17 protein-coding genes are annotated in these 17,713 nt (G+C 36.5%); 2 read left to right on the top strand and 15 right to left on the bottom strand.

What is annotated here, in order from left to right; genetic code table 11:
• Positions 1-84: 84 nt before the first annotated feature.
• The 12 genes from KO527_RS18970 to KO527_RS18915 form a co-directional block, all read right to left on the bottom strand.
• A complete protein-coding gene (locus KO527_RS18970) occupies positions 85-2,301 on the bottom strand; it encodes a hypothetical protein (protein ID WP_216041830.1) in 2,217 nt (738 codons plus the stop codon).
• Positions 2,302-2,388: 87 nt separating this feature from the next.
• The gene (locus KO527_RS18965) at positions 2,389-3,015 is read right to left on the bottom strand and encodes a DUF1449 domain-containing protein (RefSeq protein ID WP_216041829.1); all 627 of its coding nucleotides are present in this window, start codon (positions 3,013-3,015) and stop codon (positions 2,389-2,391) included.
• A 97-nt stretch (positions 3,016-3,112) separates the two neighbouring features.
• The gene (locus KO527_RS18960) at positions 3,113-3,529 is read right to left on the bottom strand and encodes a hypothetical protein (RefSeq protein ID WP_042146546.1); all 417 of its coding nucleotides are present in this window, start codon (positions 3,527-3,529) and stop codon (positions 3,113-3,115) included.
• 2 nt (positions 3,530-3,531) lie between these two features.
• Complete coding sequence (locus KO527_RS18955; protein WP_042146548.1) at positions 3,532-3,858, bottom strand: hypothetical protein; 327 nt, start codon at positions 3,856-3,858, stop codon at positions 3,532-3,534.
• Positions 3,855-4,496, bottom strand: coding sequence for a hypothetical protein (locus tag KO527_RS18950; protein WP_216041828.1), 642 nt, complete (start codon positions 4,494-4,496; stop codon positions 3,855-3,857). The genes KO527_RS18955 and KO527_RS18950 overlap by 4 nt, the downstream gene beginning before the upstream one ends.
• Before the next feature lie 88 nt (positions 4,497-4,584).
• Entirely contained in the window at positions 4,585-5,277 is a 693-nt protein-coding gene (locus tag KO527_RS18945) for a PspA/IM30 family protein (RefSeq protein ID WP_042146552.1), read from the bottom strand.
• Between the two features lie 24 nt (positions 5,278-5,301).
• The gene (locus KO527_RS18940) at positions 5,302-5,715 is read right to left on the bottom strand and encodes a DUF2170 family protein (protein WP_216041827.1); all 414 of its coding nucleotides are present in this window, start codon (positions 5,713-5,715) and stop codon (positions 5,302-5,304) included.
• A 90-nt stretch (positions 5,716-5,805) separates the two neighbouring features.
• Positions 5,806-7,542, bottom strand: a complete 1,737-nt coding sequence (locus KO527_RS18935; RefSeq protein WP_289847718.1) for a polyamine aminopropyltransferase — start codon at positions 7,540-7,542, stop codon at positions 5,806-5,808.
• A gap of 74 nt (positions 7,543-7,616) precedes the next feature.
• Positions 7,617-8,507, bottom strand: coding sequence for a DUF350 domain-containing protein (locus tag KO527_RS18930; RefSeq protein WP_216041826.1), 891 nt, complete (start codon positions 8,505-8,507; stop codon positions 7,617-7,619).
• 57 nt (positions 8,508-8,564) lie between these two features.
• Complete coding sequence (locus KO527_RS18925) at positions 8,565-9,518, bottom strand: CHAD domain-containing protein (RefSeq protein WP_216041825.1); 954 nt, start codon at positions 9,516-9,518, stop codon at positions 8,565-8,567.
• A 177-nt stretch (positions 9,519-9,695) separates the two neighbouring features.
• Positions 9,696-12,770, bottom strand: coding sequence for an efflux RND transporter permease subunit (locus KO527_RS18920; RefSeq protein ID WP_216041824.1), 3,075 nt, complete (start codon positions 12,768-12,770; stop codon positions 9,696-9,698).
• Positions 12,770-13,855 carry an efflux RND transporter periplasmic adaptor subunit gene (locus KO527_RS18915; RefSeq protein WP_216041823.1) on the bottom strand — a complete coding sequence of 362 codons (1,086 nt, stop codon included), beginning with the start codon at positions 13,853-13,855 and terminating at the stop codon, positions 12,770-12,772. The genes KO527_RS18920 and KO527_RS18915 overlap by 1 nt, the downstream gene beginning before the upstream one ends.
• Before the next feature lie 166 nt (positions 13,856-14,021).
• On the opposite strand from KO527_RS18915, the gene KO527_RS18910 reads away from it, so the two are divergent.
• Both KO527_RS18910 and KO527_RS18905 read left to right on the top strand, forming a co-directional pair.
• On the top strand, positions 14,022-14,639 hold the full coding sequence (locus KO527_RS18910) for a TetR/AcrR family transcriptional regulator (RefSeq protein ID WP_216041822.1): 618 nt from the start codon (positions 14,022-14,024) through the stop codon (positions 14,637-14,639).
• 138 nt (positions 14,640-14,777) lie between these two features.
• Positions 14,778-15,038 (top strand): hypothetical protein, encoded by a 261-nt coding sequence (locus KO527_RS18905; protein ID WP_216041821.1) that lies wholly within the window; start codon positions 14,778-14,780, stop codon positions 15,036-15,038.
• Positions 15,039-15,079: 41 nt separating this feature from the next.
• Here the strand turns inward: KO527_RS18905 and KO527_RS18900 are convergent, their stop codons facing one another.
• The 3 genes from KO527_RS18900 to KO527_RS18890 all read right to left on the bottom strand — a co-directional run bounded on the left by KO527_RS18900 (position 15,080) and on the right by KO527_RS18890 (position 17,713).
• Complete coding sequence (locus KO527_RS18900) at positions 15,080-16,816, bottom strand: DEAD/DEAH box helicase (protein WP_216041820.1); 1,737 nt, start codon at positions 16,814-16,816, stop codon at positions 15,080-15,082.
• A gap of 106 nt (positions 16,817-16,922) precedes the next feature.
• Positions 16,923-17,201, bottom strand: a complete 279-nt coding sequence (locus tag KO527_RS18895) for a GrxA family glutaredoxin (RefSeq protein ID WP_216041819.1) — start codon at positions 17,199-17,201, stop codon at positions 16,923-16,925.
• Positions 17,202-17,284: 83 nt separating this feature from the next.
• Positions 17,285-17,713: a response regulator gene (locus KO527_RS18890; RefSeq protein WP_216041818.1), complete on the bottom strand. Its 429-nt coding sequence runs from the start codon at positions 17,711-17,713 to the stop codon at positions 17,285-17,287.

Genomic DNA, 17,713 nt, shown 5'->3' with positions numbered 1-17,713 from the left:
ATAACTATGACAAATGAAAAGGCTAAATTGAATATCAAATCACACAATAAAAAATCATGTGATTTGAAGTATGTAATGGTTCAATTAAGAATCTTGAGCGCCATTTGTTTTATTATTGGAATTGAAAGTAGAGCCCAATAAGCTCATTAGTTGTGATTTATCAGCTTCCGATGAATTAGCAAATTGATTCATCAGTTTTGTCATACTCATATTTTTCATGGTTTCACTTGAACCTTGAGCACCTGAAATCACACCTTTTAAATCTTCAATGATGTTACGTTCACCACTTAAATGATCTTTAAATGCCGATTGCACAACTTTGCTTTCATCAACAAAACCATCAATAGATTTACCTAAGCTAATCGCTTTCATAAATTGATTAAAGAACTGACCATCACCACCCATGATATTGATATCAGCACTACCAAGTGCTTTAGCCATAATCTCAGCTTGATTAGCTGAAACATGTTTATTCGCTTCAATAGAGGCAAGTGACAGTTCTTTTTTCTGATTGAGTTGCAATGTGTAAGTCTCGTAATCTCTCGCTTCTGGACTCATTGCGTTAAGCGCTTCAAGCTTTTCTTCTAAGCCTTTAGCTTCAGCTGTCATCATACGCTCTAAGTTAAGCGCTTCAGCTTCGCCTTGTTTCTCTATCGCCAGTGCCATCGCTTCTTTTACTTGCGCATCAGCTAAACCAACTTCACGATCGCCTTGTGCTTGCGCCTCTAATTTTTGTTGTAATACTTGAGCATCTGCTTGACCTTGTTTTTCAATTGCTTGTGCCATAGCTTCTTTTATTTCTGCATCGACTAAGCCAATTTCTTTATCACCTTGCGCTTGGGCTTCAAGTTTTTGTTTTAGTACTTTAGCATCAACTTCACCTTGTACAGCACTTGCCTCGGCTTTTGCTTTAATAACATCGGCTTCAGCTAAACCTATGGCCGCACGTTCTACTTTGGTGGCTTCAGCTAATATTTTTTTCGATTCTGCATTTTGATTCGCAACGCGTAGTTGTGCAGCTGCTAAAGTCTCTTGTTCCTTAGCTTTATATTCTGCTGATTGTTCAGCGGCTTTTGCTGCTTCAATGTCTTTTACTAATGCCTGTTCAGCTTCTGCTTTGGCTGCAATAATAAGAGATTCTTTTTGTCTTTCGGCTTCTGAAAGCGCTTGTACATCTTTGATACGTTCCTGCTCTTCAGCAACTGTTTTTTCAACCGCGATACGATCGCGTTGTACTTCAGCTATTTCTTTACGTTCAACTTCCAGTGCTTTTTGTTTATTAATGGTTAATATTTCAGTTTCTTTTTCACGCTCTATTTGTTCTATTTGGCGTGCTTTTAATACTTTTTCTTCTTCAATGGCTAATACACGTAAACGATTTTGTTCGGCAATATCAAGCTCTCGTTGTTTGTTTTGTTCAGTAATGCCAATCGCTTCATCAGTTTGCATTTTAGCTTGCTCTGATTTTAAGCGTTCTTCTTGCTGAACGCGTTCTGTTTCAGCTGTTTCACGCGCTTGTACTGTTGCAACTTCTCTTGCTTGTCTGGCTTTAGCATCTTCTTCTTGGCGTGCTAATTCTAATGCTTTTTCATGTGTTTCAGCATTTTGCTTTTTGATTTGAATATCTTCTTCGTTTTTTAGCTGATTAGTTGCAACATTTTGTGAAGCTGTCATTTCAGTGATACGGCGTATACCTTCAGCATCTAAAATGTTTTGTGGATCTAATTTTGAAATAGCAGTTTGCTCTAAATAATCTATCGCCACATCTTCTAGGGTATAACCCGATAAATCTTGACCAATCACTTCTTTTATTTTGTCTCTGAATTGATTTCTTTGAGTGAATAATTCAACAAAATCTAGCTGTTTACCGACTGTTTTAAGTGCTTCAGAGAATTTTGCTTCAAACAGCTCTTGTAGTGTTTCAGGGAAAGATGCGCGTACACAACCTACTTGCTTAGCGACACGTAAAATATCATCTTTATTTTCGTTCACTCGAATATAAAATGTAATTGTAATATCGGCACGAATATTATCTTTACAAATTAAACCGCCTTTATCTTTGCGTTCTAATACCATGCGCTTGGTTGAAATATCCATTACTTCCATCTTATGGATCACAGGATATACAATTCCGCCTGTGGTGGTGACATCAGGCTCATTTTTCATTTTATTAATGATTAATGCTTGGCCTTGATCTACCTTGCGATAAAACTTACCTACGATTAGTAAAATGGCAAAAATAATTGCGATACCGATACCAACAAACGTTAATATTGGTACTAAATTGTCTAAAAAATCCATGTTGTTTCCTTGCTAAATGATTATATGTTGCTTTTGTTAACTATTTTAATGACTTAAATTCAGCTGATTAGTTTATATATTATTGGTTTATGACCAAGGTTTTGGTGCGATAACGTAACTACGAGAGTCAACTAAGTGCTCTATTAATAGTGCGGTATCACCGAGATTGAATTGATGGGTTGAATCTTGAACTCTGATTTCAATTAATTGTTCAGCCCCTTGAAGCGTGACTCTGGCTTGGCCAAATGTCTGGGTTACTTTTGAGGTGGCAATGGTACATTCTAGGCCGATAAAATCATGTTTATTGGCTGTTTGTTTACTGGTAAAAAAACGTCTTAATGGTTTGGTCATTAACGCGCTAAGGGGAAGTGATATGATGCTACAGGCTAATATAATGAGCGCACCAAAAACATAATATAATGAATGTGATTTAAACTCAGCTAAAAACCAGGCTTGACTATAAATGCTGATTAACCAGGCATTCATAATTATTATACTAGCTGAAACCGTTAAAGGTACTTCACTTAATCCTAAGTTATTAAATATTCCTGAGGTACTTGCTGTATTCGCTTGGGTTTCGAGTTCAACATCTGCTTCAAACATATCTATATCGGCTAAGCCAACGATTGTGACTAACCAAAATAAAATAACTATGATTAATAACACTGAAAATACAACAGTTGGAAAGGTCAATGCGGTATTTAAAAATTCCATTTTTACTCCTTTTACATTTTTATTAGTTTAATCATTAAACTTTTATTATTTTATGTAATATATTGTTCCCATAATATAAATTGATTTCAAATAAAAGTTAAGACTTTTCATCAGGATAATGCTTATCTATCGCTTTTAAAGATTTTAAAAATAAACCTAATCCACCCATACTCAGCACTAAAATAACAATTAAATCAAATGAACTCATACTTGCAAATGAAAAGCGTATAGAGCTAATAACACCAAAAATTAAAGCTGTGATTGAGCCTAATGAGAGTATCCAACCTAATATGTTTCTACTGTTATAAAATACGAGTCCAATACCAAATATAAAAGGGATCATTACCATGCCACTGGTTATGCTTATACCTGAAATGCCATACAAGCGGGTACCCATACCAAAAGATGAACTCACCTTAATAGCGTTGAGTAGCATATAAAACCCGCCACTCATCATGACTAAACCAATAAAAAATTGGCCTATGCCACCTGACGTTCCGCCTGCACCTTTCATACTTATTCCTTGTTATCGTCTATTGCATACTCAATTAAAATATCTGCTACTTTCTGTTTAACCGCGCGTTTATCTTCGGTATCGACACCAAAGCGAATGGCTAATTGTTTAATCTCGTCATCATTAAGATTAAAAGATAACCTTTGTCTGGTTTTTTTAGATTTAACATCTAAATCTAAAATCTTTCGGATCATATCTGAAGGCGTTAACTCTTCATCTATCGCCTGTTTCTTAATATTTTTTTGCACTTCACTGCTTAAATCAAAAGCCATTTGCGTTGCACGGATCGCTTGCTCTTGTTTTAACCACTTTTCTTCTTTTTTGATCATGTAGCGCTACCAGGAAATAGGTCTACGATATCAGTGATAGGGCGCGTCAGTGTTAATGATACTTCTGTATCACCACCATCCCAAATCTCAATATTAAGGCTATGGCTTTCTTGAGGCGACATTAGCGTAATCATTTCACAAGGTTCACCACTTTCACTTTCATAACGTGGTAATGCTAAATTACGAAAATCTTGTTTATGAAAGTATGCTACATAAGGGTCTTCGGTTTGTTTATATTCGTCAGCTAAGAATTGACTAAATTGGCTCGGTTTATCGTTGGTTTTTAAATGTGTTAAATCTTCTTCATCAAAAATACGAGAAAATTCATCTAAAGTGAAAATTGCATTTACATCTTCTCTTTGAACTTTTATTGAAAAGTTAGCCCATTGTTCGCCATCTTCTTTTTCTATTTGTAAAAATACAACTTGACCAGAATCTGTTTCTAAAACAAATTCGGTATCTGAACTGCGTTCATATTGATAAGTTTGCACATCTGCCACTTTAAGCATTTGACCTTTAAGCCAAGCAGGGTAGGCAAAAGAGTCAATGACTTGCAGCATATCACCAGATTTTAGCTGACTGGCATCATTAAGTTGGCGTTCGGGTTTATTTTTTTTTGATTTGAAGAAACTAAACATGGAGCGTTCCTTAACTAGATGTTTATAGAGTTAAAGTGAGAGGGGATAAGTTAGCGAGCGAACTCGCTAACCTTAAGGTATTTAAAACTTACTTACCTTGTTTTGCTTTAATACGCGCTAAAATATCGCTATTTTTGGTATTGCTACCGCCAATACCTGCTTCTGCCATCTTAGCTTTTAAATCATCGCCGTTAGCCGCTGATTCAAGCTGTTTTGCTGCCGATAGCTCATCTTGTCTATCAGCTTGTCTTTGCTTGATACGATCAAGAGAAGCCCGCGCTGATGTCATAGATGACTCGTTTGTATTAAGTGTGCTATTAACTGCCATTGTTGCTTTTTGCACGCTTTCAGTGGTTTTCACCATAGTTAATTGACGCTGATTTTCCTTGATGGTTTTTTCTGCTTCTTTAACTTGTTGCTTAAGGGCAACAATATGATTACTAAAACCCGCTAGCACTTGTTCCTGCTCTGCTTTTTCAGTTTCAAAATCACCAATCTTTTCAGCAATTTCAATTGCTAATGCTTCGTTATCTTGGCTAAGTGCTTGGCCTGCATATTCTTCATGCTCGCTAATGCTGTCATTTAAAGCACTTACTTTACGTTTACACTGCATTTCTTTAGCCATTACTTCAGTTAAGCTTTTTTTCGCTTTTTGTAATGCGTTTTGTGCATCAGCAATTTCTTGTTCGAAAATACGGATACCATTAGCGTCAACAATTGATTCACCTACTTCTCTTGCGCCGCCACGTACTGCTGTAAATAATTTTTTAAGTATGCTCATAATCTTATCTCCTGGCCTAAACCATTATTCATTTAAGTAAGCTGTGACCGCATCTAATGCATCAATTGCGTTGTCAGCTAATGTTACTAATTCATGTGTTATATCATCAAATGATGAGTTAACTGATAAAGCACCAAAAATGGCATATTTATCATCAACTTTTGCAAATGCACTTAATGGAATTGGCACGTTTAATCTAAGTAGTGCTTCATTAAGTTCATCTTTTAATTCTGCTTTTACTTCGCTTTCAGAAAATAAGTAACTAATGCAAAGCAGTTGTTCGTCAGTTTGTGTAACAAAAATTGGTAACTCATCATTACCATCAACAATTACTTGAAGGACTTCCTGTTCGTCTTCACTTGCAATTAGAAAAGACTCAAAACTAACACCTTCTGCTTCGAATGTTGCTAACTTGATTGAAAGTTCATTTAATTCCATCTTCTGTTCCTTTGCTATAAATGACATATTATGTCTGAGTTAAGAATTGCACTTGCGACATATTATGTCAACAGTAAAGTGCAAATTAATTTAATTTTTATACAATTCAGATTCACTTTGCCAAGCTTGACTGTGATAATCATACAGTACACCTGATCCTAGCCTATTGACTTCAATAGACTTAATTTCATCAAAAAAGTTTCGTGGAAAGATAAATGAAGCAAGAATATATTCTTTGCTTAACCATGGTGATTCAACTGGTAGTTGTTGCAATTTTTCAATGCGCTGACTGGCACTTTGTCCTGAGCGTGTTGCAATCGTCCAACCCCATTGGCCAAAAGAAGGGATATTTTGCTGGTATTGTTCAACATGTAAAAAGCCAGAAAATTTAACCGTTTTGGCGATGCTTAAAAAAGCACTTTGGGCATGATAAGGTGAGGTAGATTGTATTGCTAAGGCACCATCTGGTGCTAATAATTGTCGAACCTGATTATAAAAATAGTCACTATATAGTTTATTTAAATCAGGATGATTAGGATCCGGTAAATCAATAATTATGGTATCAAATTGTTTGCTTTGATCTAATAACTTTTCTACTTCTAAAAAAGCATCAGTTGCAATGATATTCGCTCTAGGATCGCTCATCGCATTTTCATTTAACTTAACCACACGCTGTTTTATATAGTGAGGTATTTCGAATTTTTCACTTGAATATTGCTTGTTTTCAAAACCAAATAAAGTCAGTAATTGCGCATCTAAATCAATTAAAGTCACCGATTTAACTGGCCACTTCAGTGCGTCTCTTAGTGCTAAGCCATCACCGCCGCCAATAATTAAAACATTATCATGGCGATTTGATGCTGCCATAGCAGGGTAAACTAACATTGAATGATACAGTTGTTCATCGGCGCTGGAGAATTGTAATCGTCCATTTAAGTAGAGATCTGTTATTGGCTCATTTTGATTTTTTAAAAAGCGCTCCGTCACCACTAAGTGCTGATATTTTGTTGATTGAGAATAGATTACTTTGTCTTTATATAACACGCTGCTTAAATCTTTCATCCAAGTTGTGCCCATCACTAATAGCAGGCTGAATAAGCATAACAATATAATATGGCAAACAAATAAAGACTTTGCATAACGGATATGGCTACGATATTTAGCTAAAAAGATAAATCCAGCCACGATATTAAATAAAGCAGTCCAAGCAGCAGCTTGCATTATGGGCATAGATAGCATAATCGTGACCCAAATAGCCGCGCCTATACCTGCACCTATGTAATCAGCACCATAAATCGTACCTGCATTATTTTCTAAAAAACGACCATATACTTGTTGTCGAACTCGGGCGATAAGTGGGATCTCCATACCAATAAAGATGCCTAATATTAAACCAAATACATAAGGCATAAATTGCGCGACATCTTGCATTTTTTCAAATAAATAACCATCAAGTAGTACGTTAGGTGGTAAGTTGAATGTATCGGAAAGGGTGTGAGGCAAGGTGTAACTAATGGCAATAAGGCTGGCGATAAATAAAATACAACTCATGCCAATTAAAGCAATTAAAGCTTCTAACCATGCAAAAGCGGTGAATGCGTCTTTAAACCAGCGTGCTAAGAATGCACCTATGCCCATGGCAACTATCATAGTGCCGATCATGGCGTATATAGCGCTTTCTACGGATCCTAAAACACGTCCAGCATAGTGAGAGAGTAAATATTCATAAATAAGGCCACAGCCAGCAAGGATTGCCATTACTGAAATTAGTAATATATCGTGAAACCATAATGTTTTTTTAGACTGTGTTAGTGTTGAGGTATTCAATAGGGTTAAGCTCAGATCAATGTGAGGGAGTAGCTCATAAGCGTTTGTTGCTTATGAGCTATGAAAGTTTAGGTTTAGTTACCTAATAAAGTCGCCATCGTTAAACCAATCGCAAATGAGGTTGTTGCTGAAATAGCTGCAACACCTACATTCTTTTGACGGTTCACTTCATCTGAAATATCAGTACCAGATAAAATGATTTTTATAGTGATTAAATGCAAAATAATAAACATCACTAAACTGAAAATAGCAGCACCTGCCCAGTAAACTAAGCTCATATTGATATTTTCAGCATTATAAGGCGCAAGACCCGTTGCTGCTGTAATTGCTAAACCACTACCAATTAGGAAACCAGCGTAGCGAACACCAACAGCTAGATTATTATCTTTAATTGCTTGTTGTAAACAATCGCCATTTTTATTTGTGCGTTTGAATAACTGCACACGGTACTGACTGACTAATAACATGATGATATTGCCTATGATAAATGCTGCAATCACGATAGGCAGTCCATGCCAGCCTTCAGTTAATACCCAAATTAGTGCCGAGCGAATCAGTATTGCGACAGTAACGATATGACCAAATTCAATTAGTGCTGCAGTTACATTGCCTTTTACAATCTCAAAATGTAAATCAACTTTACGTAGTGCCACTTTGTCTTGAAAAAAATGTCCAAGTTTAATTAAAGCGATACCTACTAAACCATAACCACCCATTTGCATCGCTTCTTCAAGTAAAGTATCTGCAAAGTTACCACTTGTAATTCCTGTTAATACGATAGCTAAACCAGCTAGGCCTGCAGCAAAACTTAAACCAAATGCAAAGTTATCACGTTTAGTAATTTCATCATTAGCATGTAAATTTGATACCCAACCTTTAATGAGTTTTAAACTTACAAATAGGGCTATGATGACGATAAAGTCTATGGCGAGTGCTTGCGCTGTCCATAATGTTAATCCGTTCATATTATATTCTCCAAAAAATTCTTTATTTAAATTCGTTAGTACCAGTATTTTTATTGGTTATTTACCGCGACTGACGCCACGAGAAGTACGGCTTGAGCTATTTCGAACAGAGCCAGAACTCTTTGAATAGCTGCTTTTTGAATAACTACTTCTGGTTTTTACTGGGGTATAACTGCTTCTACTTAAGCTTGAAGCACCTGAGCGTTTTTTAGCGTAAGGGCTGGTGAATTGCTTACCTTGGCGCTTGTATGATTGCTTAGTGCGGGTTTCAATTTTTTGCTGTGTTTTATATTGATTTTTACTGGTATAACGTGAACGGCCATAGTCGTTATAATAACTATAACGGCGCTTGCGGCTCCATCTATCGTAGCTTACGCCACCAACAACATCGCCAAACATACGGTACATGCCATACCATTGCCAAAAGCTAATACCGCTAGAGTTAGTTTGCCAATTACCATAGTTAGGGTTGCCTATCATTTGGCTACCAGAACCAAAGTTTTCACCTTGGTTTGCGGCATCTTCAGCTTGTTTGCTGATCGCACCCACACGGGCTAAATTGCCCTCAGACATATCAGCGATTACATTTAACGGATCTGTTAAAGCATCACCAAATAAGCTGAGCTTGGCGGCTTCTTTAATTTTGGCTAATCTGTCTAATTGGATATACGCATTATCTAAGGTAACAGGCTCGTTTTTTATATCATTTAAGCGTGTTGTTAAACCTTGAAATAATGGACCTTGAGTTGTGGCATCTTGTGCAACTAAACTACTTATTTGTGAAATTTTAGGTAAGTTACTTTGTACATAGCTATCATATTCTTTTAGCAGTTTAGCGTTACGGATATAATTATTATCCAGTGCTTTTCTTAAGCTTGCGATTTCTAATTCAGTTGAATTAATTTCTAACTGAACAGATTTTTGGGCTTGTTCTTCTTTAGACTCACAGCCTAACAGAAAAATTGAAAAGCAAAAAAAACTAAAGAGCTTCCAGGCATTAAAATTCGACATTCATTGTCACCTTTTATCAGCATTAATTTATAGAGATTATTGAATAACTCTAGTTTTGCATAACCCTGAATTTAAACCAAGTTTTTTGGATCTAATAATGTAATTTGATATTTTTAGAGCGAGTAGTTTGCGAGACTAAATGGCTTATCTAAATTTTAGATAAGCTATTTAGTCGACTTAACTTGCAGGTATTTCGCTGCTTTTAGGCGTGAAAGCAAGTTTACATTTTTTTGCTATCAGTAATTTATAAGCCACAGGTACAAAATAGAAAGATAATATGGTTGTTAATGCTGTTCCGCCTGCAATAGATACAGCAAATGGAGGCCAAAAACCACCGCCAGCTAATATAAGAGGCATAAAACCACCTACTGTCGTGATTGTTGTTGAAGTAATATGCCTGGAGCTATTCATCACTGCTGCAATGATTTTATCTTGATCTGTGCCCGCATTAGTTGCACGCAGCTCAGATAAAATAACAATAGCGGCATTAATTGCTAATCCCATTAAGCCAAGTAGACCGATAATCACAGTAAAACCAAATGGAAAACCGCCTAGATAAACACTTAATAAACCTAACATAGCAGCTTGAATCGCATTAATGAGAATTAAAAATGTGGTGGTAAATGAATTAAAAGAAACAACCAGTACAGTGATCAGCAATACAGCAATAATACCTACTGATGCAATTAATTGGCCTACGGCTTCGTTACGTTTTTGTGATTCGCCACCAATTTCTAATTTATATCCTGGTGGTACTTTAAAGTCAGCATTAGCTAAAATTTCTTGAAAGTCACTTAATACTGATTGTGGAATAATGCCTGTTTTTAAATAACCTTCAACAACATTAACCCGTTCGCCATTTCTGCGCTCTATGCTGCCTCTTGATGGTTTTAAACTGAGCTCTGTAAAAGCTTCAATGTTTAATGCTTGGTTTGCTAGAAAGTTAGTTGAGTTGAGTGCTTGCGTTGAGCTTCTGTCAGCATCAGATACTCTCACCCTAACAGGAATGGTTTCTGTTTGTTCTATGATACTACCCGCTATCACACCATGATATTGCGACTGTAATTGATTGGCTAAATCATTCAAGGTTAATCCGCTTTGTTTTAATGCGATTTCATCCGCTTTTAACCAAAGCTTCGGATTGCCTGACATTAATGTTGCACGGGTTTGCGTGACATTTTCATGTGAGATTAATAAAGTACGTAGTTCTGATCCTAACGTATTTAATGTATCAAGGTTAGGACCATAAATTCGCATTTCAATAGGCGCATTAAATGGCGGGCCTTGTTCTAATTTCCTGACTATAATTTGTGCCTGTGGAAATGCAATATCTAGCTCAGTTTGCAGCTTAGGGATAAGTTTATTGGCAACCTTAAAATTAGGTACTTTCACCATAGCTTGTGCATAATTTGATGCACCACGGCTTCGAGGTTTTATATTGTAATAAAAGCTGGGGAAGTTATTGCCTATCATCCAGTCTAGTTTTTCTATTCCTTCAAACTGCCTGATAAACTGATCAATTTCTAAAGTTGTTTGTTTGGTATTTTCTATACTACTGCTTGGTGATAAACGCATTTCAATATGAAACATGTCACGATCAGATGGCGGGAAAAACTGCTCAGTCAGTTGACCCGCGCTTAAAAAACCTAACACTGGCAACATAAAGACTAAAGATAAAGTGCGCTTAGGATGATTTAAGCTCCAGTTTAAAGTCGATATAAATTTTTTGGATAGTTTTGGCAGGCGTATACCTCTGCCCCAAATGGTATTAGGTTCTTTGCCATTGATAAATTGACCTGCAAATACGGCTATTAAGGTGTGAGATATTAAATATGAGCCAATTAATGCAAAAATTACGCTTAAGGCAATGCCGCCAACAAATTCACCTGCAGGTCCCGGCATAAGTACTATGGGAGCAAAGGCTAATATAGTTGTTAAGGTTGAGCCTAATAACGGCATCCAAAAGTGTGACACTGCAGTTTGTACGGCTTTTAATGCAGAGTATCCTTGCTGGCGATATCTTTGTATCGAATCGGTCATTACAATTGCGTTATCTACCATAATACCCAGTGCAACAACGAGACCTGTTACCGACATTTGATGTATCGGCAAACCGTAATATTGCATAGTTACTAAAGTAAATAATACTGTGAGTGGTAATGCTGTGCCGACTATAATTGCGGCTTTAAAACCTAAGGTAAGCATTAATACCGAAAGGATAATAATAAAACCGACCAAAATATTACTGAGCAGTTCTCCTAATCTATTTTCTGTATAGGGTTGTTGATTAAAAACCTCCTTTAATTGCACTTGTTCAGGTAGATTTTGTAAAAAAAGGTTTTTGCTGTCATCTACATTCTTTGAAAAATTGTCGATACGAAGCCCCGGTAGCATGCGTGCCGCAACATAAACGCCTGGCTGACCATCAATTAAAGCAATATCAAATTGTGGTGTTTTAATTGATTTTGTAATACTTGCTAAATCTGATAATTGATATTGGCTGCCAGTCTCACTACTGGTAATGGGGATTTGTTCAATGCGCGTGATAGAGTCAAAAGCACCAGTTACCTCTAACTGAATTTGTGTTTTATTATTAACTAAGGTTCCCGCGGCAACTTTTGAATCAGCCCCTTTAAGTGCGTTTGCTATTTGTTGTACAGAAATATTTGCTATGGCTGCTTTGTTTGCGTCGATTTCAACTAATACTTCTTCTTCAGGCTTACCAAAAAAATGCACAATTTCCACACCAGATACATTACGTAATTTACTTTGTAGCTCTTTAGCATAACGGTTGATTGCAGAAAGAGGTACTTGTGGCGTTTTACCTGTTAGTGCGAATATTCGGGTATATGCATAGCCTTTTTCATCATCTAACTGAGGTGTGCTCGCTTGGGGGGGGAATTGAGTTTGTACGTCGGCTAATAAATCTCTTAATCTTGACCAAATAGGAATTGGATCAATAACATTATCTTTGAGTTCAATACTGAGTACCGAAATTCCCGGTCGTGAAGTTGAAACGATGAGTTTTATTTCTTGTTGTGCTTTTAATTTTTGTTCTAAAACTTCACTTAATTGTACTTCAATGCGCTCAGCACTGGCACCAGGTAAAAAAGTAGTAACAGAGGCAAAGCGATTGGTGATCCTTGGATCTTCTGTTCTTGGTAAACTGCTAATAGCAGCAAGCCCACTGACGCATAATAAAACAATGATTAATGCTTGAAGACGAGGGTGTTCAAATAGATATTTGATCATTAAAGCTCACCTTTTAAAGTCGCTTTATCGGCAAGTCTGGTTTTAACTATATTGACCGCTATGTTAGTGCTTACTTTGTGCAGGCCATTAGCTACAATTTTACTTTTATCGGGTAAGGAAGTACTGACATAAGCATTTTTACCATCGGTATATATCACCTCAACTATGATAGGTTTTAAGCGAGATGTACCGTCTTGTTGATTTATATGATAAAGATTCCATGTCCCACGGATACCATCTGTTAATGCAGATAAAGGCACCCAATAACCTAAAGCCTGTTTATTCTGTTTTATTTTCAATCGTGCAACTTGACCTGCATAAATGGGCGCATCATCAGGTAGCGAAAATCGCATTAGCAGGGTATGTGAAATAGGGTCTAATTCTGCACCTGTACTGAGCACTTTTGCCATATATTCTTTGCCTGCGATAATGACAGGCATATGCGATTGTATTGTATGTTGCAAATGTTGTGGCACACCTACTTGAATTTGATTATGGCCGTTTTTTAATAAACGAATAACTGGCGTGCCTGGTGCGACAATTTCACCCGTAGAAACAAATCTTTGGCCTAAAATACCGTCAAAGGGGGCTTTTAAATGTGATTTTTCTATTTGTAGTTCGATACCTGAAATAGCGGCTCGAATTTCGCTTTTATTCGCTTGAAGAATATTAATTTGTGTATTGATTTGGTCGAGGTTTTGTTCAGCTGAGTAATTTTGTTGTTTTAATTTCACTAGTCTTTTTAGATCTAGTTTAGCAAGGGATAATTCCGCTTCTAACCGTTTGAGATTCGCTTCAAGCTTTTGTTTTTCAATATTAAGCAAGCGGGTATCTAAACTGATCAGCGTTGTGTTTTTAGTGACTTTATCACCCTGGTCAAAATGAATTTTGTTAATTTTTCCCGAAAATTCAAAAGCGAGTTTAGCATCCTGCTGTTTAATTATACGACCGCTAAAGTGGCGCTCTACTTGGTAAGACTCTTTTTGTTGTAATGTCATTGCTTCAATATTGACAATGTTTTCAGCACTTAAAGCACTCAAACTTATAAAAAATAAACTTAAAAAAGCAAGTAGTTGGTTTTTCATTTTACCTTCCTGGTGAAATCAGAAAAAGTTCTACCTCAGTATGCTGCCGCTTGCACCTTGAAGTAGGCTAATTATCATATTAGACTGGTGAGTCTAGGTTAACTATAAAACAACCAAACTAGACTGTCTAGTCTACTGTGGTTTTCGGGGTCGAGGTTTTTCATAAATGGTCGTAAGTGAAGTTGAGTCAAAGCGCAGTAAGTCACAGTTAAAACGTGATCAAATAATTGAATCTGCCAGTAAGTTATTTATTGAACATGGTTATCCAAATACCAGTATGGACAAAGTTGCTAAAGAAGCGGGCGTATCGAAACAAACAGTATATAGCCACTTTAAAGACAAAGAGTCTTTATTTGTCGAAACTGTGGGTGCCCGTTGTGCGGCTTCAGAATTTCACGGGCAGCTTTATCATCCTGAACATCCTTTAGAAGATAACTTATTTAAAATAATAAAAACCTTCAGTGATTTGATTTTATCAGCTGATGCAATTCAAGTTTATACGACTTGTGTAACTCACAGAGAAGAGCATCCACAGCTAGGTTCGTGTTTTTACTGCGCAGGACCTAGAATGGTTCAAGATCAAGTAAGTGAGTGCTTAGCTTTAGTATCGGCGGCTGGTCAATTGGATATAGAGGATACACGGTTTGCGACAATTCAGTTGCTAGGTATGGTTCAGGGTGATTGGCATTTAAAACGTACTTTAGGTCATAACACTGAGGATACGGCACCCAGTGATAGTTATTTAAAAGATTGCATTAAACGCTTTATTAAAGCCTATAGCTAAGGCTTATTAGCTAAAAATGTAATCATTTGTTGCTCTAATATTAAATAAAGGGAGTTTTTGATTTCAATCAAAGTTTTGTACTTTTACTTAGTTATGCTGAAAATCTGACTTGTATAACTTGTGAAAATATAAAATTTTATGAACTCAAAATCTCAAATTTATTTTGAAAAGCTATTGGCTTCTGATAAATGGGCCGGAGTTGAAAATATGGTTGATGAATTAGATGGCCGTATTGATTTTAAAGAAAGAATGGCTGAATATCTTCAAGATATTTGCCCTGTAGTTTTATGCATTGATGTGACGCCCGAGCAGTGTGTTAAATACGAGCATAGTTGCGGTCTGAATTTTATTGAAATATCAGAATGTGTTTTTAACTATATATATAAAAGTCAGACATAAAAAAAGCTTGCCTAGGCAAGCTTTTTTTATTGTTTAAACAATTACTTGTTTAAAGACATTTTCATTTGCTTTTGACAAATTACAACAGTTTTAAAATGCTTTAATGTTGCTTCAGGCATATTCTGTGGTAATTCAACTGTGCTGTGATCGTCATGTAAACGAATATCACCAATAAACTTACTTGGAATATCAGCTTCGTTAGCAATTGCGCCTACGATGTTTTTAACTTGTACACCATCATCACGACCGATTTCGATACGGTATGTATCTACTGGACCATTGTCTTTAGGACGACGCTCACGAGGTTTACGTTCTCTGTCTTGACGACCTTCAGAGCGCTCACCACGACCGCCTCTGTCATTGCGATCATTTCTATCGCGACCACGACCACTTCTGTCATTACGCTCACCACGGCCACGATCATTACGATCACCTCTTGGTGCGCGTTCTGGCATTTTAGGTGCTTCTTCAACTTTGATTGGCGACTGTTTTTGTGCCAAGTAAAGTAAAGCGCCAGCAAGTGCATCACTTGATAAGCCAAGTTCAGCAGTTAATTTCTCTGCTAATTCATTATAAAACGCAATATCATTTAACTCAGCAGTTTTTGTTAATGTCGTTGCTAAATTTTCAAGACGTTTTTGTTGAACAATATCAGTGCTTGGAAGTTGTACTTCAGCGATATCTGATTTAGTACCACGAACAATATTTTTAAGCATGTAACGCTCGTTACGCTTAACAAATAAAAGTGCTTTACCAGTACGACCAGCACGACCAGTACGGCCTATACGGTGAACATATGCTTCAGCATCTTGTGGAATATCGTAGTTAATAACTAAATCGATACGCGGTACATCTAGACCACGTGCTGCAACGTCTGTTGCGATTACGATATCTAATAAACCATTTTTTAAACGTTCAATAGTACGTTCACGTGCTTGTTGATTCATGTCACCGTTTAGTGGTGCAACAGAGAAACCTGCGCGCTCTAAGTACTCTGCTAGCTGTACTGTATCGTTACGTGTTCTTACGAATACGATAGATGCGTCATAGTTTTCAGCTTGTAAGAAACGTACAATTGCTTTGTTCTTATGAACGTGACCAGCCATCCAAAATACTTGCTCAACGCTTTCAACAGTTGAGTTACGTGCTGCAACACTTACATGTTCTGCATTTTCTAAGTATTTGCTACAAATTGACTGAATTTGCTTAGGCATAGTGGCAGAGAATAAACATGTTTGTTTTTCTGCTGGCGTTTTAGCCATGATAGTTTCAACATCATCGATAAAGCCCATGCGTAACATTTCATCAGCTTCATCAAGTACCATAGCGCTAAGTCTATCTAACTTTAATGTGCCTTTATTTAAGTGATCCATAACACGACCAGGAGTACCCACAATAATTTGTGCGCCTTCACGTAGTGCTTTTAATTGGATACCGTAGCTTTGGCCACCGTAGATAGGTAATACTTTTACGCCGTGAGTAAATTTAGCGTATTGCTCAAATGCTTCTGCTACTTGAATAGCAAGTTCACGAGTTGGTGCTAATACTAATATTTGAGGGTATTTAGCTTTAACATCTATATTATTTAACAGGGGTAAAGCAAACGCAGCAGTTTTACCTGTACCTGTTTGTGCAAGTCCTAATACATCCTTTCCTGCTAATAAAGAAGGAATACATTTAGCTTGAATTTCAGAAGGTGTTTCGTAACCTAATTTTTCAACAGCTTGTAATATAGCAGGTGATAGTTCTAAGGATGAAAAAGTGACAGATTCAGACATTAAAGCGCCTCGGCATATTTAAAGAGGCGCGCATTGTATAGGAAAAGAGCAGTAATAGCTCGGGTAAATTACAACTATTTTCTATGTGATTGAACTTGGTCGAATTTTAAACAGGCTGTTTTGTGCTGTATAAGCCTAAATTCTCTTTTGCATGTGCTTCAAATTCGGTAAAACCACCAATATGCGCTTGATCGATAAAGATTTGAGGTACAGTTTCAACCGGTTTACCGACAGTTTTTTCAAGATCCGCTTTTGAAATGCCTTCTTTAATTATATCTATATATTTAAATTTGAATCCTTCAACATCTTTGCTTAATTGCGTTGCTACTTCTTTAGCGCGAACACAAAATGGACAACCATCACGACCAAAAATTACTGTAAACATGTTTTAATCCTCACTTATTTGAATAACACCTAGAATATAGCAATATAAAAATAGATAAAATGGATTAATTAGATTGTAATATTCTATAAATTGGATGAGTGAGCATTTTTAAGTGATAAATTTTCTTGCTTTAAATGTGCAAGCTCTAACAATAGATTGATTATGGTTTTTATTTCAAAGTTGTCCCAAGGTTTAGATAATATAATTTGTGCTATGTTTTCAGGTATTGCAGACTGACAAAGTTCCATATCTGCGTAGCCAGATAATAAAACCCGACTCATTTGTGGCGCTATTTTATAAATATGGGTTAATAGCTCAATGCCATCCATGTGTGGCATCCGAATATCAGAAATAATTAAATCAAATTGCGCATCTGTATTTAGATTATGCTTTATTGCCTCAAGCGCGTCATTGGCACTTGAGAAACTCGTAATTTGATAATCTTTTCGTAAAATACGTGTTAATGCATTTAATACTTCAGGTTCATCATCTACTAATAATATATGGGTCAT

This window comes from Pseudoalteromonas sp. C2R02, assembly GCF_018860845.1.
In the GTDB taxonomy this organism is placed as follows: Bacteria; Pseudomonadota; Gammaproteobacteria; order Enterobacterales; family Alteromonadaceae; genus Pseudoalteromonas.
This window is presented reverse-complemented; position numbering and strand designations above follow the sequence as displayed.

Coding starts and splice junctions, on each gene's coding strand:
- KO527_RS18930 (WP_216041826.1), bottom strand. CDS start 8,507: ATGAACGGATTAACATTATGGACAGCGCAAGCACTCGCCATAGACTTT.
- KO527_RS18940 (WP_216041827.1), bottom strand. CDS start 5,715: ATGGAATTAAATGAACTTTCAATCAAGTTAGCAACATTCGAAGCAGAA.
- KO527_RS18895 (WP_216041819.1), bottom strand. CDS start 17,201: ATGTTTACAGTAATTTTTGGTCGTGATGGTTGTCCATTTTGTGTTCGC.
- KO527_RS18920 (WP_216041824.1), bottom strand. CDS start 12,770: ATGATCAAATATCTATTTGAACACCCTCGTCTTCAAGCATTAATCATT.
- KO527_RS18945 (WP_042146552.1), bottom strand. CDS start 5,277: ATGAGCATACTTAAAAAATTATTTACAGCAGTACGTGGCGGCGCAAGA.
- KO527_RS18910 (WP_216041822.1), top strand. CDS start 14,022: ATGGTCGTAAGTGAAGTTGAGTCAAAGCGCAGTAAGTCACAGTTAAAA.
- KO527_RS18970 (WP_216041830.1), bottom strand. CDS start 2,301: ATGGATTTTTTAGACAATTTAGTACCAATATTAACGTTTGTTGGTATC.
- KO527_RS18960 (WP_042146546.1), bottom strand. CDS start 3,529: ATGAAAGGTGCAGGCGGAACGTCAGGTGGCATAGGCCAATTTTTTATT.
- KO527_RS18955 (WP_042146548.1), bottom strand. CDS start 3,858: ATGATCAAAAAAGAAGAAAAGTGGTTAAAACAAGAGCAAGCGATCCGT.
- KO527_RS18905 (WP_216041821.1), top strand. CDS start 14,778: ATGAACTCAAAATCTCAAATTTATTTTGAAAAGCTATTGGCTTCTGAT.
- KO527_RS18925 (WP_216041825.1), bottom strand. CDS start 9,518: ATGTCGAATTTTAATGCCTGGAAGCTCTTTAGTTTTTTTTGCTTTTCA.
- KO527_RS18900 (WP_216041820.1), bottom strand. CDS start 16,816: ATGTCTGAATCTGTCACTTTTTCATCCTTAGAACTATCACCTGCTATA.
- KO527_RS18915 (WP_216041823.1), bottom strand. CDS start 13,855: ATGAAAAACCAACTACTTGCTTTTTTAAGTTTATTTTTTATAAGTTTG.
- KO527_RS18965 (WP_216041829.1), bottom strand. CDS start 3,015: ATGGAATTTTTAAATACCGCATTGACCTTTCCAACTGTTGTATTTTCA.
- KO527_RS18950 (WP_216041828.1), bottom strand. CDS start 4,496: ATGTTTAGTTTCTTCAAATCAAAAAAAAATAAACCCGAACGCCAACTT.
- KO527_RS18890 (WP_216041818.1), bottom strand. CDS start 17,713: ATGACCCATATATTATTAGTAGATGATGAACCTGAAGTATTAAATGCA.